Consider the following 16,734-nt stretch of genomic DNA (forward strand, 5'->3'; position numbering starts at 1 on the left):
CTTGACCTTGCCTGCCTGGTGATTCAGCGTGATGAGCCGTCTGTTCCCCGACCGTGTGATCACGGCTTGTCACGTGAGGGATGTGCCATGTCACTCCACGAGGACGATCGTCGACCGCTGACCGGAGCCCAGGAGGGTCTTTGGTACGCACAGCGGCTTTCACCGGACAGTGCCGCATACAACACCGGCGAGGCCGTCGAAATACACGGCCCCGTCGATGCCGCGCTGTTCGAGACCGCACTGCGGCGCACCGTCGGCGAAGCCGGCACATTCGCGCTGCGTTTTCTCGACACGGACGACGGGCCCCGATGCCGGCCGGCACCGGACGCGGACGACTGGACATTGCACCGCCTCGACGTCAGCACGGCGGACGATCCCGAGAAGGCCGCCTGGGAGTGGATCCGTACGGACCTGGCGGCCCCCGTCGACATCGACAAGGGGCCGCTGTTCTCGCACGCCCTGCTCACCCTCGCGCCCGACCGGCACATCTGGTTCCTGCGGGCGCATCACATCCTGCTGGACGGCTACAGCTACAAGCTCGTCGGGCGTCGGCTCGCCGACACCTACAACGCGCTGGCCAACGGCGGACAGGTGGCCCCTGCCGCCTTCGCCCCGGTGGACCGGCTCCGCACCGACGAGGAGGCCTACCTCGCCTCCGACCGCTACGAGCGGGACCGCGCGCACTGGGCCGGACGGCTGGCCGGCCTGCCCGAGCCCGCCCGCCTGACCCACCGCACGGCCGCCCCCGTCACCCCGTTCCTGCGCCGCACCGCGGAGCTGTCGCCCGCCGAGGCCGAAGCCCTCACCGCTGCCGCCGCCCGCCTCGACGTCTCGCGCACCGACCTGCTCGCCACCGCGGTCCTCGCGTTCCTGCACCGGATGAGCGGCGCCGAGGACCTGGTCCTGGGCCTGGCCACCATGAGCCGGCTCGGCAGCGCCGCGCTGCGCACCCCGGGCACCGCCTCCGACGTCCTGCCGCTGCGCGTGCCCGCCGCCCCCGGCACGAGTGTCAGGGAGTTGGCGCGCAGCGTCGCCGCCGAGCTGAAGGCGCTGCGGGAGCACCAGCGCTACCGGGGCGAGTTCCTGCGCCGCGACCTCGGGCTGCTCGGCACCGGCCGCAGGCTGTACGGGCCGGTCCTCAACATCGTCCCGTTCACCGAGTCCCTGGACTTCGGCGGGCACGCCGCCACCTGGCACCACCTGTCCGGCGGTGCCGTCGACGACCTGCAGATCTCCGTCCGGCCCGGGACGGAGTCCGACGGGCTGTGGCTGGCCTTCGACGCCAACCCGGCGCTGTACACGGAGGACGAACTCACCCTCCACCGCGACCGGTTCCTGCTGCTCCTCCGCCGGCTGGTCACCGCCGAGCCGGCGTCGCCGCTGCGGGACCTGGATGTGCTGCTGCCCGGCGAGCATCCCCGGGACGCGCCCGTCCGCGCCTGCCCCGTCACCGGTACGCTCACGGAGCTGTTCGAGCGGCGCGCCGCCGAGGTGCCGGGGCGGACGGCCGTGACGTGCGAGGGCGAGAGCCTGACGTACGCGGAGCTCGACGCCGAGGCCAACCGGCTGGCCCGGCTGCTGGCGGAGCGGGGCGCGGGTCCGGGCCGGGTGGTCGCGCTCGCCGTGCGGCGCGGACTGAAGCTGCTGCCCGCCCTGCTCGCGGTGCTGAAGACGGGCGCCGCCTACCTGCCGCTGGACACCGGGCATCCGGCGGAGCGGCTGCGGCTGGTCACCGAGGACGCGCGGCCCGTCCTCCTTGTCACCGACGCCGACCGTGCCGAGATGCCGTTCGCCGCCGACGTCCCGACCGTCTCCCTGCGTGACCCGCAGGTCCAGGCGGACCTCGCCCGGCGGGCAGCAGATGTCCTGAGCGACGCCGAGCGTGGTGGCCCACGCGACCCGTCCGACATCGCCTACATCATCCACACGTCCGGTTCCACGGGGCGTCCCAAGGGCGTACCGGTTCCGCACGCGAACGTGGTGCGGCTCTTCACCGCCGCCGCGGACCACTTCGACTTCGGCGCGGACGACGTGTGGACGCTGTTCCACTCCTACGCCTTCGACTTCTCGGTGTGGGAGATGTGGGGCGCGCTGCTGCACGGCGGCCGCCTGGTCGTCGTGCCCTACGCCGTGAGCCGCTCGCCCCGTGACTTCCTGCGGTTGCTGACCGACGAAGGCGTCACCGTCCTCAGCCAGACGCCGTCCGCGTTCGAGCAGCTCATGGACGCGGACGGGGAGGTGGCGTCGGGTACCGGCGCACTGCGGTACGTCGTCTTCGGCGGGGAGGCGCTGCGCCCCGAGCGGCTGCGCCCGTGGGCCGACCGGTACGGCCTCGACGCCCCGGCGCTGGTGAACATGTACGGCATCACCGAGACCACCGTGCACGTCACCCACCACCGCCTCACCCGCGCCGACCTGGACGACCCCCGCCGGGGGAGTGTGGTCGGCACGCCGCTCGCGGATCTGCGCGTGTACCTCCTGGATCCGGCGGGCCGGCCGGTGCCCGCGGGCGCCACCGGTGAGATGTACGTGGCGGGGCCCGGGGTGGCCGCGGGCTATCTGAACCGGCCCGATCTCACCGCCGAGCGGTTCCTCGACGACCCGTTCGGGCCGCCCGGCGGCCGGATGTACCGCTCCGGCGACCTGGCGCGGCGCCGCGCCGACGGCACGCTCGCGTACCTCGGGCGGGCCGACGCGCAGGTGCAGCTGCGTGGTTTCCGCGTCGAGCCCGGCGAGATCGAGGCCGTCCTCGCACAGCACCCGCAGGTCGCCCGGGCCGCCGTCGTCGTCCGCACCGACAGCGGAGCGCAGCAGCTCGTCGCGTACACGGTCGCGGCCGCCGACGCGGCACCGCACCCCGCCGAGCTGCGCGCCCACGTCGCCGCGCACCTGCCCGAGCACATGGTCCCCGCCGCCTGCGTCCCCGTGGACGCACTGCCGCTGACCGCCAACGGCAAACTCGACGTACAGGCCCTGCCCGCACCGGACTTCACCGAGGCCGCCGCCGGGGCACGGCCCGCCACACCCCGGCAGGCCCTGCTCTGCCGGCTGTTCGAGGACGTGCTGCGGCTGCCCCAGGACGCCGTGGGCGCCGACGCGAACTTCTTCGACCTGGGCGGCGACTCCCTCTCCGCGACCCGGCTCCTGGCCCGTCTGCGCGCCGAGACGGGCACCGAGGTGCCCATCACCGCCCTGTTCGACGGGCCGACGCCGGCCGCGCTCGCCGAGCGGCTCACCGCGCAGGGCGACACCGTCCGGCCGCTGCCCGCCCTCGGGGACGTCGTCCGGCCGGAACGCCTGCCGCTCTCCTTCGCCCAGGAACGCATGTGGTTCCTGAACCGGCTCGACGACGGCGCCGCCACCTACAACATCCCGCTCGTCGTCCCGCTGCGGGCGCCCGTCGACGCGGAGGCGCTGCGGGCGGCCCTCGGCGACGTCACCGACCGGCACGAGAGCCTGCGGACCCTGTTCGCCGAGCACGACGGCGTACCCCACCAGCGCATCCTGGCGCCGGGGGAGGTGCGGCCCGAGCTGCGCTGCGTGGACTGCCCGGCCGAGGAGATCGGCACGCAGGTCGTCGCGGCGTCCCGGTACCGTTTCGACCTGACCCGCGAAGGCCCGCTCACCGCCGCCCTGTTCGGCACAGGGCCCGAGCGCACGCTGCTGCTCGTCGTGCACCACAGTGCGGCCGACGGCTGGTCGCTGCGCCCCTTCGCCGACGATCTGAGCACCGCGTACGAGGCGCGCCGCGCGGGCCGGGCACCCGTATGGGAAGCGCTGCCGGTGCAGTACGCGGACCACGCCGTGTGGCAGCGCGCCCTTCTCGCCCCCGAACCGGAGGGGCCGGGGCGTCTGGAGCGGCTGACGGCCCACTGGCGCGAGACGCTCGCGGACCTGCCGCAGGAGTGCACCCTTCCGGGCGATCGACCGCGCCCGGCGTCCCCGCGAGGGGAGGGAGCGCACGTCACCGCAACCGTGGACGCCGAACTGCACCAAGGGCTGCTGCGGCTCGCGGACCGCACGGGCACCAGCCTGTTCATGGTCCTGCACGCGGCGGTCGGCGCCCTGCTCACCCGCTGCGGCGCGGGCGAGGACATCGTCGTCGGCACCCCGGTCGCGGGCCGCACCGAACCCGCCCTGGACGACGTGATCGGACTGCTCACCAACACGCTGGTCCTGCGCGCCGACACCTCCGGCGACCCCGCCTTCCGCGACCTCGTCGCCCAGGTGCGCGCGCACGACCTGCGCGCCCTCGACCACCAGGACCTGCCGTTCGACCGGCTCGTGGAGGAGCTCAACCCGCCACGCCACCCGGCCCGGCACCCGCTCTTCCAGGTGATGCTGGCGCTGCAGAACAACACACGCGCCGTACTCCGCCTCGACGGGCAGGAGATCCCGCTGCGGCCCACCGCCACCGGCACCGCCAAGTTCGACCTCTTCGTCGACGTGCTCGAACGCTACGACGACAAGGGCGCGGCCGACGGGCTCGACCTGCACGTGGAGTACGCGACCGACCTGTACGACGCCGGGACGGCCGAGACGTTCGCCCGCGCCCTGCACGAGACCCTCGCGGCCGTGTGCGCCGATCCGGACGTCCGCCTGCACGCGCTGCCGGCGCCCGCCCCGCGCGCCGTGGCGGACGCTGAGACCGGTACGGGCTTCGCCGCCGACGCCGCGGAGCTGGAGCGCACGGCCCTGTCCGTCCCCGGCATCCGCGACGCGGTCGCCCTGACCGCACCCCACGGCGGCCCCTTGCGCCTGTTCGTCGTGCCCGGCCGGGCCGAGGCCGCCGAACGGGTCGAGCAGCTCCTCGGCGCCGCCGAGGGGACGAACACGGTCCGCGTCACGGCGGTCGGCGTCCTGCCCCGCACCGCCGGCGGCTCCGTAGACGCCGACACCCTGCACGCCCTGCCCCTCGTCGACCGCAAGGCAGCCGCCTCCTGGCGCGAACACCTCGCCCGCGTCCCCGGCGTCACCGCCGCCGACGTCACGGTGGAGGACACCCCCGCGGAACTGGGCCGCCGCCACGCCGGCACCCCGCGCCGCTCCAGCGCCCCGGAGGCGGCGCAGGCGCCGGTCAGGACCGCACCCGCCGCCGCCCCGGTCCCGGCGCTGAGCGAAGGCCCGGAACTCGCCGGGCTGCCGGTGTCCGGCTGGGCCGAGGCGCTGGTGCGGGCGGCGGAGAGCCCGTACGGCGAGGTCGTGCACGTCCACGCCGACGGCAGCGAGCACCGGCGCAGCTACGCGTCGCTGGTCACCGAGGCGTCCCGGGTCCTCGCCGGACTGCGGCGGGCCGGGCTGCGCCCCGGCGACCAGGTCATCCTGCAGTGTGACGTGAGCGAGGACTTCCTCGCCGTGCTGTGGGGCTGCATCCTCGGCGGCTTCGTCGCCGTGCCGCTGACCGTGCCCACCTCGTACACCACCCCCTCGGCGGCGCTGGCCAAGCTGGAGGGCATCTGGAAGATGCTCGGCCGGCCCTGGATCGTCTGCTCCCCCGGCCGCGAGGCGGGTCTGCGCGACCTCGCGGACCGGCGCGAGTGGTCCGGGCTGCGCCTGACGACGGCCGACGCGCTGCGCGAGGCGCCGGAGGACCGCGACTGGTACGAGGCGCGCCCGGACGACCTGCTGCTGCTCCTCATGACCTCGGGCAGCACCGGTCTGCCGAAGGCCGTGCGGCAGAGCCACCACGCCGTGCTGACCAGGTCCGCCGCGACCGCGCAGCTCAACGGGCTCGGCGCACAGGACACCACCCTCAACTGGATCCCGCTCGACCACGTCACCGGCGTGGTCATGTTCCACCTGCGCGACGTGTTCCTGGGCTGCCGTCAGATCCACGCGCCCACCTCCTTCGTCCTGGAGGACCCGACGCGCTGGATGGACCTCGCCGACCGGCACCGGACCACCGTCACCTGGGCGCCGAACTTCGCCTTCGGCCTCCTCGCCGAGCAGGCCGACCGCTTCCGCGACCGGGCCTGGGACCTGTCGCCGGTGCGGCTCGTCATGAACGCCGGTGAGGTCGTCGTCGCCTCGGCCGCCCGCCGTTTCCTGCACGCCCTGAAGCCGTTCGGGCTGCCGCAGGACGTGATGCATCCGGGCTGGGGCATGTCCGAGACCTGCTCGGTCGTCACCGACGCCGTGCTGCCGGGCGAACCCGACGGCTCCGACGAGTCGTTCGTGAGCTGCGGGCGCCCCTACCCGGGGTTCGCCATGCGCGTCGTCGGCGAGGACGGCACGCTGCTCGCCGAGGGCGAGGTCGGCCGCTTCCAGGTGCGCGGCGCGTCCGTCACGAGCGGCTACCACGACAACGCGGCGGCCAACGCCGAGGCGTTCACCGAAGACGGCTGGTTCGACACAGGTGACCTGGCGTTCCTGCGCGACGGCGAGCTGTACATCACCGGCCGCGCCAAGGACGTCATCATCGTCAACGGCGTCAACCACTACAGCCACGAGATCGAGGCGTGTGTCGAGGAACTGCCGTGCGTCGTACGGAGCTTCACCGCGGCCGTCGCCGTGCGCTCCGACGCGTCGGCCGCCACCGACGAGCTGGCGCTCTTCTTCCACCTCGCCCCGGGCCAGGACCCGGCGGTCGCGATGCGGCAGATCGCGGGCAAGGTGACCCGCGAGATCGGCGTCAGCCCCGCCTTCCTCCTCCCGGTCGCCGAGGACGCCATCCCGAAGACCGAGATCGGCAAGATCCAGCGCACCAAGCTCCGCAAGGGCTTCGAGGCGGGCGACTTCGACGAGGCGGTCCGCGAGGCCCAGCTCCTGATGGGCACCGCTGACACGCTGCCCGACTGGTTCCTGCGCCCGGTGTGGCAGCGGGCCGAACGGCACCGGCCCCGCCCGGCCGTGGCTGGCCGGCACACCGTCGTCCTGACGGGCGGCGACCCGCGCGAACACGGTCTCGCGGCCCAGGTCGCCGAAGCGGTTCGGGCGGACGGCGGACTGTGCACCGTGGTCACCGAGGCCCCGGCCTACGAACGGACCGACGCCGCGCACTACCGGCTCAGGACCGCCGAGGACACCGATCACGCGGCTCTCCTGCGGCAGCTGGACGCCGACGGGCGGCCCGTCGACGCCGTCGTGCATCTGGGCGGACTGAGCGGCGCCGCGACAGCGCCCCTGGACGACGCCGGCCCCGGCTCCCTCCTCGCGCTCGCCCGCGCCCTCGCCGCCCGGCCCGGCCAGCAGCGCCCCGTCGACCTGCTGTACGTGACGGCGGGAGCCCAGGCCGTGGCGCCCGGGGACGACGCCTCCCCGGCGCACGCCATGGCAGGCGCCCTGCTGAAGTCGCTGGCGGAGGAGTTCACCTGGCTGCGCGGCGTGCACCTCGACCTCGACCCGGCCGGCACCGGCACGTCCGTACCCGTCCTGCTGGCCGAGGCCGCCGACGCCTCGCCCGACGCCGAGGTCGCATGGCGCGGCGGCCACCGGTACGTACGCCGCCTCGCCCCGCTGCCCGAGGAACCGCCGCGCGCCGAACTGCCCGACACGGACGGGTTCCACCTGGTCAGCGGCGGCCTGGGCGGTGTCGGCAGCGAGGTCGCGGCGCATCTGCTCAAGACCCCCGGCACCCGCCTGCTGCTGCTCGGCCGCACCCCGCTCCCCGCCGAGGACACCTGGCCGCACCACCTGGCCGAGGGCGGCTCCGTGGCCGCCCGCATCGAGACGCTGCGACGCCTGCGCGCCCTCGGCGAGGTCCGCTACGCGTGCGCCGACGTCACCGACGAGGCCCAGGTGCGGGCCGCGGTGGACGCCGCCGCCGAGGCATGGGGCGTCCCCCTGGCCTCCGTACTGCACCTCGCCGGAGTCCGCGACGAACGGCCCGTACGGGAACTGGACCCCGCGGCCTGGCGCCGGGCGCTGGAGGCGAAGGTGCGCGGCGCGTGGACGCTGCACCGCGTCACCCTCGACCGCCCGGAGACCTCCTTCACCGCCTTCTCTTCCGTGAACGGCTGGTTCGGCGGCGCCATGAACGCCGCCTACGCCGCCGCCAACGCCTTCCTGGACGCCCTCGCCCTGCACCGCCGCGCCCTCGGTCTGCCCGCGCAGAGCCTGGCCTGGTCCCTGTGGCACGAGCGCGGGATGAGCCGCGGGTACGGGCTCGCCGCGCTGGGCGAGGCCCGCGGCTACCGGGTCCTGGACACCGCCGCCGCGCTGCGCTCCTTCGACCTGGCCCGCACCGTGGCCGAGCCGCACCTGCTGATCGGCGCCGACCGCGGCGCGCCCTGGGTGCGCAGCCATGGCACGGGCGCGGCCGGGCAGGTGCGGCGCCTGGCCGCACGGGTCGCCCTGGAGGAGGGCACCGATCTCGGTGCCCTGTACGGAGCTGCGGCCGAGGCGGCACGGGCGGCCGGCCTCGGCGACGCGTGGGTGCTGCGCTCCGCGGGCAGCGGCTCCGCGCAGGCGGCCGGCCCGGACACGGGGGAGCGGCTGCGGCGCCTGGAGGGCGACCTGGCCCGCTTGTGGTGCGGCGTCCTGGGCCGTGACCGGGTGGGCCGGGACGACAACTTCTTCGACCTCGGGGGCAACTCCCTGCTCCTGGTCACCGCCCAGACGGCGATCAACAAGGAGTTCGGCTGCGAACTCTCCGTCGTCGACCTGTTCGCGCACCCCACCGTGCGCGACCTCGCCCGCCACCTGTCCGCACTGACGGACGCGGGGAACGTCGAAGCGGCCGGTGCGCCCCCGGAGCCGGAGGCCCCGGCCCACAGGAAGCCAAGTGGCCTGGACAGAGCCAAGGAAAAAGCACAGCGGCAGCGCGCGGCACGGGCCCGCCGCTCCGCCCGGAACGGGAAGGACCGAGGCCATGCGTGACACCGCCTCCCCGCAGGACACACACGAGGATGAGGCGCCCGCCGTCGCCGTCATCGGCATGGCGGGCCGCTTCCCCGGCGCCGACGACCTCGACGCCTTCTGGGACAACCTGGCGGCAGGCCGGGAGTCGGTGCGGCCCGTCACGGACGAGGAGTTCCTCGCCGCGGGCGGCGACCCGCGCGACCTCGACGACCCCTCCCTGATCCGCATGGCGTCGACCGTCGACGGCATCGACCGTTTCGACTCCGGGTTCTTCGGCTACAGCCCCGCCGAGGCCGCCGTCGTCGACCCCCAGCAGCGGCTGCTCCTGGAGACGGCCTACCACGCCTTGGAGGACGCCGGTTGTCTCGGGCCCCGCGGAGGAGACGCCGGGGACGCGGCCGGTACGGTCGGCGTGTACGCGGGCAGCGGTGACAGCCGCTACTACCCGGCGCACGTCCACCCGCGCTTCGCCGGGCAGCCCGGCTCCGTGGCGCTCGTGCACGCGGCCACCGCGAACTCCCTCGGCACGCTCGCCACCCGCGTCTCCTACGAACTGGGGCTCACCGGCCCGAGCGTGTCCCTGCAGACGGCCTGCTCCACCGCGCTCGTCGCCGTGCACACCGCCTGCCAGGACCTCCTCGACTACCGGTGCGACACCGCGCTCGCCGCCGCCGTCTCCCTCAACCCCTCGGCGCCGCTCGGCTACCGGCACGTACCCGACGGCCCCTTCTCGCCCGACGGCCACTGCCGCGCGTTCGCCGCCGACGCGGCCGGCACCTCCTCCGGCGACGGCGTGGGCGCGGTCGTCCTCAAACGCCTGGAGGACGCCCTCGCCGATGGTGACCGCATCAGGGCCGTCATCCGGGGCAGCGCCGTCAACAACGACGGCCGCCGCAAAGTCGGCTTCAGCGCGCCCAGTGCGGCCGGGCAGACCGAGGTGATCCTCGCGGCGCAGGCACAGGCTATGATCGACGCGGACACCATCGGCCTGATCGAGGCGCACGGCACCGCCACCAAGCTCGGCGACCCCATCGAGGTGTCCGCGCTGACCGAGGCGTTCCGGCAGAGCACGGACCGCACCGGGTTCTGCGCCCTCGGCTCGGTGAAGACCAACATCGGCCACCTCGGGGCCGCCGCCGGGATCGCCGGGCTCATCAAGGCCGTACTGGCCCTCGAACACCGGCAGATCCCGCCCAACCTCCACTTCGAGCAGCCCAACCCGCTGATCGACTTCGCCGCAGGACCGTTCCGGGTGCCCACCGCCCTGGAGGACTGGCAGGCGGACGGCCACCCCCGCCGGGCCGCGGTCAGCGCCTTCGGCATCGGCGGCACCAACGCGCACATCGTCCTGGAGGAGGCGCCCCCCGTCGCGCCCACCCCGCCCCGCCCGGCCGAGGACGGCCGCCGCCTGGTCCTGCCGCTGTCCGCGCGCACGCCCGGCGCCCTGCGCGGCCAGGCCGAGGCGCTCGCCCGCCACCTCGAACACCGCCCCGGCCTGCGCCTGGACGACGTCGCGCACTCGCTGCGCACGGACCGCCCCGCGCTCGGCCACCGCCTCACCGTGACGGCCGCCTCCCGCGACGAGGCGCTGAGCGCCCTGCGCGCCACCGCCCCCGTACCCGGCACGCCCCCTGTGCCCGACGAGCCCGCCCGCGTGGCGTTCCTGCTGCCGGGCGGCGGCACCCAGTACCCCGGCATGGGAGCGGAGCTCTACCGCGACCACGCCGTCTACCGCGACATCGTCGACGAGTGCGCGCGCATCCTGCGCCCCGTCCTCGGCGGCGACCTGCGCACCACCCTCTTCGACGACCCGGAGCCCGACAGCACCGCCCTCTTCGCCGGCCTGGTGGCGACCGAGTACGCGCTCGCCCGCACGCTCATGGAGGCAGGGGTGCGCCCGGACGCGCTCATCGGTCACTCGCTCGGCGAGTACACCGCGGCCTGCCTCGCCGGAGTCATGGACCTGGACGCCATGCTGCCCCTGGTCACCGAGCGGATCCGGCTCATCGCCTCGGCGGGCGGGGCGACCGTCGGCGTCGCCGTACCGGTGGAGGAGGTGCTGCCGCTGCTCGACGACGAACTGTCCCTGGCCGCGGTGAACGGCCCTGCCGCCTGCACGGTCGCCGGACACGCCGAAGCCGTCACGCGCTTCGAGGCGGAACTCACCCGCAGGAACCTCCCGTTCCGCAGGCTGCGCATCCCCGCCGCCGCCCACTCCCACGTCCTGGACCCGGTCCTCGGAACCTTCGAGAGCCATCTGCGCACCGTCACCCTGCGCCCGCCGCGCATCCCGTTCGTCACCAACGTCACCGGCACCTGGATCACCGACGCGCAGGCCACCTCGGTGGAGCACTGGCTAAACCACACGCGCCGCACCGTCCGGTTCACCGACGGGGTCATGGCCCTGTGGCAGCGCCTGGCCCCCGTCCTCGTGGAGATCGGCCCGGGCGACACCATGACCAAGCTCGCCGCCGCTCAGCTCGCCGAGCACAGCCCTGCCACGGTGACCACCATGCGGCACGCCAAGGCCGACGCCCCGGACGGCTTCGTCCTCACCGAGGCGCTCGGCCGCCTGTGGAGCGCGGGCGTGGACGCGGCGCTCCCCGAGGTGCCGGGCGACCCGAAGCGCGTACCGCTGCCCGGCTACGCCTTCGAACGGCACCGCCACTGGATCGACGCCCCCGGCGCCCGCACGGACCCCGAGGCGGCCGACACCCCCGCCACGACGGCACCGGCCACCGGCCTCGCGCCGCGCCCCCGCCTCACGACCGAGCACGTGCCGCCGCGCACCGACCGCGAGGAGGCCGTGACCCGGCTGTGGGAGGAGACCCTCGGCATCGGCGGCATCGGCGTGCACGACAACTTCTTCGACCTCGGCGGCGACTCGATGCGCGCAGTCCTCCTCGCGGGACACCTGCGCCAGGCCGGGGTGCTCGACGTGCCCGCCGCGACCCTGCTCGCCGCGCCCACGGTCGCGGGGGTCCTCGCGGCGGCCGACGAGACCGGCGCGGACGGGGAGGAGCACGCGACGGCCGCACTGGGCCCGCTCCTGCCGCTGCGGACCGAAGGGAGCGCCGCGCCGCTGTTCTGCGTCCACCCGGGCGCCGGCGTCTCCTGGCGCTACACCGGTCTGCTGCCCCACCTGGGCGGCGACCAGCCCGTGTACGGCATCCAGGCCGCCGGCCTCGACGGCACCCGGCCGCCCGCACCGGACGCCGCCGCCATGGTCGCCCACTACGTCGACCTGGTCCGCGAGGTGCAGCCGCACGGCCCGTACCGGCTGCTCGGCTGGTCGTACGGCGGCTTCGTCGCCCACGCGATGGCCTGCGCGCTGCAAGAAGGCGGCGAGCAGGTCGAACTGCTCGCGATGCTCGACGCGCCCCAGCCCCACGGCACCGCCCACGACTCCGAGGCGGCCGAACGACAGGTGGCGGCCCTTCTGCTGCGCGTGGCAGGACTGCCCGTCGAACCGGGCGCCGACCTGCCGGGCGTCGACGCCGTCCTCGACCGCATCGACGCGGCGGACGCCGGACGTTCCCCCGTCACCCGCGCCGAGGCGGCGGCGATCGCCGAGGTCATGCGCAACAACCTGCGCATCGCCCCGCAGTTCGCCCCCGGCGTCTACCGGGGGGACGTGCTGTTCTTCAGCGCCGAGGAGGAGCCGGACGGCTTTGGGGACCTCGCGGTCATGCCGGGCAAGGCCGACGCCTGGCGCCCGCACGTCGACGGCGCCCTCCACGACCACCGGGTGCCCTGCGGCCACTACGAGATGACCGAGCCCGACCCCATCGCCCGGATCGGCGCGGCCGTCGCCAAGGCGCTGCGTCCGGCCTCCGCCTGACAGCCCCGCCCCGCCCTGTCCCCTCCCGTCCCCGCACCTGTCACGAAGGGCCTCCTGTGCACGCGACCGCGACCAAGAACCTGTACGAACTCGGTGACGCCCCGCCGCTCGGCACCGCGCCCAAGCAGATGTACGCCTCCCTCATCCGCCAGGAGCGCTACGGGCAGCCCGTAGACGCCTTCCGCACCGAGGTGGTCGACGTCCCGCCCGTCGGCCGCGGGCAGGTGCTGGTCAAGGTGATGGCGGCCGGCGTCAACTACAACAACGTCTGGGCGGCGCTCGGTTCACCGCTCGACGTAATCGCTGCGCGGCAGAAGGCGGGCGCCACCGAGGACTTCCACATCGGCGGCTCCGACCTGTCCGGCGTCGTGTGGGCCGTCGGCGAGGACGTACGGGGCGTGGGGCTCGGCGACGAGGTGGTCGTCCTCGCCAGCCGCTGGGACGAGTCGGCCGAGGACATCCGCCTCGGCGCCGACCCGGCCTTCTCCACCACGCAGCGCGTGTGGGGCTACGAGGAGAACTACGGCTCCTTCGCCCAGTTCGCGGTCGTCGACGACTACATGCTGCACCCGAAGCCCAAGCGGCTGTCCTGGGCCGCGTCCGCCTCCTACATGGCGACCGCGGCGACGGCCTACCGCCAGCTCTTCGGCTGGGAGCCGCACACGGTCAGGCCCGGCGACCCCGTGCTGATCTGGGGCGGCGCGGGCGGCCTCGGCTGCATCGCCATCCAGCTCGTCCGGCACGTCGGCGGCATCCCCGTCGCCGTCGTCTCCAGCGAGGAGCGCGGCGAGTACTGCATGAAGCTCGGCGCGCAGGGCTGGATCGACCGGCGCGCGTTCGACCACTGGGGCCGCCTCCCCGACACGTCCGACGAGGAGGCGATGGGCCGCTGGCTGAAGGGGGCGCGGGCGTTCGGGCGGCGGTTCTGGGAGGTGCTCGGCGAGCGCCGCGCCCCGCGCATCGTCCTGGAGCACTCGGGCGCCGACACCATCCCCACGTCCATGTACATGTGCGACAACGGCGGCATGGTCGTCATCTGCGGCGGCACCACCGGCTACAACGGCGACGTGGACCTGCGCTTCCTGTGGATGCGGCAGAAGCGTCTGCAGGGTTCCCACGTCGCGAGCGCGCGCGAGGCCCGCGAGATCACCCGCCTCATCGACCAGGGCGTCGTCGACCCGTGCCTGTCACGGACGTTCGGCTTCGAGGAGATCGGCCTGGCCCACCAGCTCATCCACGACAACCGGCACCCGGCGGGCAACATGGCGGTGCTGGTCGGCGCGCGGGAGTGACCATGCGGTGACCTGCGAGGTGACCTGCTGACCTGCGAGGGGGTGCCACCGGCACCCGCTCGCAGGTCACTCGTACACGTAGCTGAAGACGCCCGGTCCGACCGGCGCCACGCGGACGTGCACGGCGCGTTCCGGGACCGCGCGCACCGCGACGCGGAGACCGTCACCGTACGGGTGTGCCCGCAGGCCGCGCAGGCTCCTCGTCCCCGTCGCGCGGGAGAGACGCAGAGCCTTCCATGCGGCCTCCTTCGCCGAGAACAGGGCCGTCACCGTCCACGCGCCGCGCGGCGTCAGCAACGTCGTCTCGTCCTCGCACAGCACCAGCCGTGCCGCGCCGTCGGGCAGCGGGCGCAGCTCCACGTCGCAGCCGAGCGGCATGACGTGCTTCGACGCAGGGGCCACCGCGACCGCGACGCCCGCGCTGTGGGAGATCGACGCCGCCCGTCCGGGCGGGAACAGCGGCAGACGGCCCGCCCGAGGGATCTCGCCGCAGTCGAGGCCCACCGCGCGCAAGGCCCGTCGGGCGGCGAGCCGGCCCGCCAGGAACTCGCCGCGGCGGTGCGGTGGCATGTCCGCCGCCGCGGCCTCCTCGGCGGGCCCGGCGGGGACCGCCCCCGGGTCCGTGGTGAGGGCGACGCCGAGGCCGAGCCCGGCCGTCGCGCACACCGGCCGCAGGCGGTCGAGTTCCGCGAGAACCCGCGCCTGCGGCCGGTCGTGTGCGGGGCGGGCCGTCACCGACGGCCCGCCCGGATGTACGTGATGTACGTGCGCGGGCATGCCCTCAGACCCGCAGCGACTTCTTGATGATCTTCCCGGCGGGGTTGCGCGGCACCTGCTCGATGAACTCGATCCGCCGCGGGCGCTTGTAGGGCGCGAGCAACTCCGCGACGTGGCGCAGCAGTTCGAGAGTGCCGGTCCCGTCCTCCGCCACGACGTACGCGAGCGGCACCTCGCCGTAGTCCTCGTCGGGGATGCCGACGACCGCGGCGTCGCGGACGGCCGGGTGGGTCATCAGAGCGCGCTCGATCTCCGAAGGATAGACGTTCTGGCCGGCCCGGATGATGAGGTCCTTGCTGCGGTCCACCAGGTGGATGCGGCCCTCCTCGTCCATGAAGCCGAGGTCACCGGTCCTGACCCAGCCGTCGAGGAAGATCTCCTCCGTGGCGGCCGGATCGTTCCAGTACCCCTGCATGATGCCGGGCCCGCGCACGACCATCTCGCCGATCTCGCCACGGGGCAGCTCCCGCCCGGCCCCGTCCACCGCGCGGGCCGACATCCCGGGCACCACCCGGCCGCAGGGGATGCGGGCGGTCACGTCACCGGGCGCGGGGTGCTCGTCGGGGCCGAGGGTGACGAAGGGCCCGCCGACCTCGGTCATGCCGTAGACCTGGCGGAAGCCGCAGCCGAGCCGCCCCACCGCCTCCGCGTACACGTCGAGGGGCATCGGCGCGGCACCGTAGAGGATCTCCCGCAGCGAGCTCAGGTCCGCGCTGTGCGAGCCCTTCGCCTGGAGCATGAAGCGCAGCATCTGCGGGACCAGCCACATGTGCGTGGCGCTGTGCCGTTCCACCGCGGCGAGCGCGCGCTGCGGGGTGAAGCCGGGCATCAGCACCAGCGTGGCACCGGCGGCCAGGTAGGTCAGGGACACGACCATGCTGCCGTGGTACAGCGGGCAGCAGTTGACCATGACGATGTCGTCGGTGGGGCGGGCCATGACCAGCCAGCCGAGGGCGATGGCCCGGAACGACGCGGAGTCGACCGTGACGCCCTTGGCCTGCCCGGTGGTGGCCGAGGTGTGCAGCACGGCGATCGGGTCGGTGTCGGCCACGACGGGCAGCTCCCGGTCCGCCGCGAGGGTGCCGAGCGCCGCGAACTCGGGCTTGTCCAGCGCGATCCGGAGCCGCACCGACGCGGGCAGCGTCGGATGCCGGTCCAGGAGGTCGGACTCGCCGAGCACGGCCACCGCGCCGACACGCTCGACGATGCCGGCCACCTCGGGCGCGGCCAGGCTGTGGTTCAGCGGCACGAAGAGTGCGCCGAGCCGGGCCAGCGCGAAATAGCTCTCCAGGACCTCGATCCGGTCCTTGGACAGCACGGCGACCCGGTCACCGCGCTCGATGCCCGACTCGGCGAGGCCGCGCGCGAGTTCGGCCGTACGGTCGTGGAACTCCGCCCAGGTGACGCTGCGCGCCTCGTCCACCAGCGCGGGCCGGTCGGGCCAGCACTGACGGTTGCGTTCGAGCAGCTGCGTCAGCCACATCACGCACCGCCGGTGGCACCGGCGGCACCGGCGACCGAGCGCCCGGCCACGAACCGCTCGTAGTCGGCGATGGAGTGCAGCTCCTCCATGTCCTCGGCGCTGATCTCCACCCCGAGCCGCTGCTCGACGAGCAGGACGAGACGCACCAGGTCGCCGGAGTCGATGCCGCTTGCGGCGAGGTCGACGTCGTCGCCGATGGCGGCGGAGTCGGCGTACTCGGTGGTGCCGGTGAGTTCGACCAGCAACTCCCTGATGGTGCTCATGTCTTCCCCTTTCGCTGCGGCACGCCGGCCGCCCTGTGGGCCTGATGTGTCACCCGTTGCAGAGGAGCGGGGGAGACGCCGCAATCCCTCGGCCATGGCGTGATCTTTGTCACGCGCCGAGTGTGCACGCGCGGGGATAGCGGGGCCCGTGCGCGGCCTCTTTCCGGGACGGAGGTTCCGCCACGCGCGCCACGCGGCTCGTGGACCGTGGCGGTCCGTGGTTGCCCGTGGGGCGGTGTCGACGCTGAGGGAGTGATGAGAGTGCCCAGGCAGTGCGTG

6 protein-coding genes are annotated in these 16,734 nt (G+C 74.4%); 3 read left to right on the forward strand and 3 right to left on the reverse strand.

Annotated elements, in window-relative coordinates:
* Positions 1-87 precede the first annotated feature (87 nt).
* The 3 genes from N5I75_RS37155 to ccrA are packed head-to-tail and all read left to right on the forward strand — an operon-like array spanning position 88 to position 13,932.
* Positions 88-8,817, forward strand: coding sequence for an amino acid adenylation domain-containing protein (locus N5I75_RS37155; protein WP_476684611.1), 8,730 nt, complete (start codon positions 88-90; stop codon positions 8,815-8,817).
* The gene (locus N5I75_RS37160; protein ID WP_476684612.1) at positions 8,810-12,640 is read left to right on the forward strand and encodes a type I polyketide synthase; all 3,831 of its coding nucleotides are present in this window, start codon (positions 8,810-8,812) and stop codon (positions 12,638-12,640) included. Before N5I75_RS37155 ends, N5I75_RS37160 begins: the two co-directional genes overlap by 8 nt.
* A 56-nt stretch (positions 12,641-12,696) precedes the next feature.
* Positions 12,697-13,932, forward strand: a complete 1,236-nt coding sequence (gene ccrA / locus N5I75_RS37165) for a crotonyl-CoA carboxylase/reductase (RefSeq protein ID WP_476684613.1) — start codon at positions 12,697-12,699, stop codon at positions 13,930-13,932.
* Between the two features lie 66 nt (positions 13,933-13,998).
* Here ccrA and N5I75_RS37170 read toward each other — a convergent pair whose 3' ends face one another.
* The 3 genes from N5I75_RS37170 to N5I75_RS37180 are packed head-to-tail and all read right to left on the reverse strand — an operon-like array spanning position 13,999 to position 16,455.
* Positions 13,999-14,709, reverse strand: coding sequence for a 4'-phosphopantetheinyl transferase superfamily protein (locus N5I75_RS37170; RefSeq protein WP_476684614.1), 711 nt, complete (start codon positions 14,707-14,709; stop codon positions 13,999-14,001).
* Between the two features lie 4 nt (positions 14,710-14,713).
* On the reverse strand, positions 14,714-16,192 hold the full coding sequence (locus tag N5I75_RS37175; protein ID WP_476684616.1) for a class I adenylate-forming enzyme family protein: 1,479 nt from the start codon (positions 16,190-16,192) through the stop codon (positions 14,714-14,716).
* Complete coding sequence (locus tag N5I75_RS37180) at positions 16,192-16,455, reverse strand: acyl carrier protein (protein ID WP_476684617.1); 264 nt, start codon at positions 16,453-16,455, stop codon at positions 16,192-16,194. Before N5I75_RS37180 ends, N5I75_RS37175 begins: the two co-directional genes overlap by 1 nt.
* Positions 16,456-16,734: the final 279 nt, after the last annotated feature.

The organism is Streptomyces sp. R818 (assembly GCF_056172735.1).

Excerpts from the sequence above, each read along its gene's own strand:
- N5I75_RS37155 (WP_476684611.1), top strand. The coding sequence starts at position 88 with ATGTCACTCCACGAGGACGATCGTCGACCGCTGACCGGAGCCCAGGAG.
- N5I75_RS37160 (WP_476684612.1), top strand. The coding sequence starts at position 8,810 with ATGCGTGACACCGCCTCCCCGCAGGACACACACGAGGATGAGGCGCCC.
- N5I75_RS37170 (WP_476684614.1), bottom strand. The coding sequence starts at position 14,709 with ATGCCCGCGCACGTACATCACGTACATCCGGGCGGGCCGTCGGTGACG.
- N5I75_RS37175 (WP_476684616.1), bottom strand. The coding sequence starts at position 16,192 with ATGTGGCTGACGCAGCTGCTCGAACGCAACCGTCAGTGCTGGCCCGAC.
- N5I75_RS37180 (WP_476684617.1), bottom strand. The coding sequence starts at position 16,455 with ATGAGCACCATCAGGGAGTTGCTGGTCGAACTCACCGGCACCACCGAG.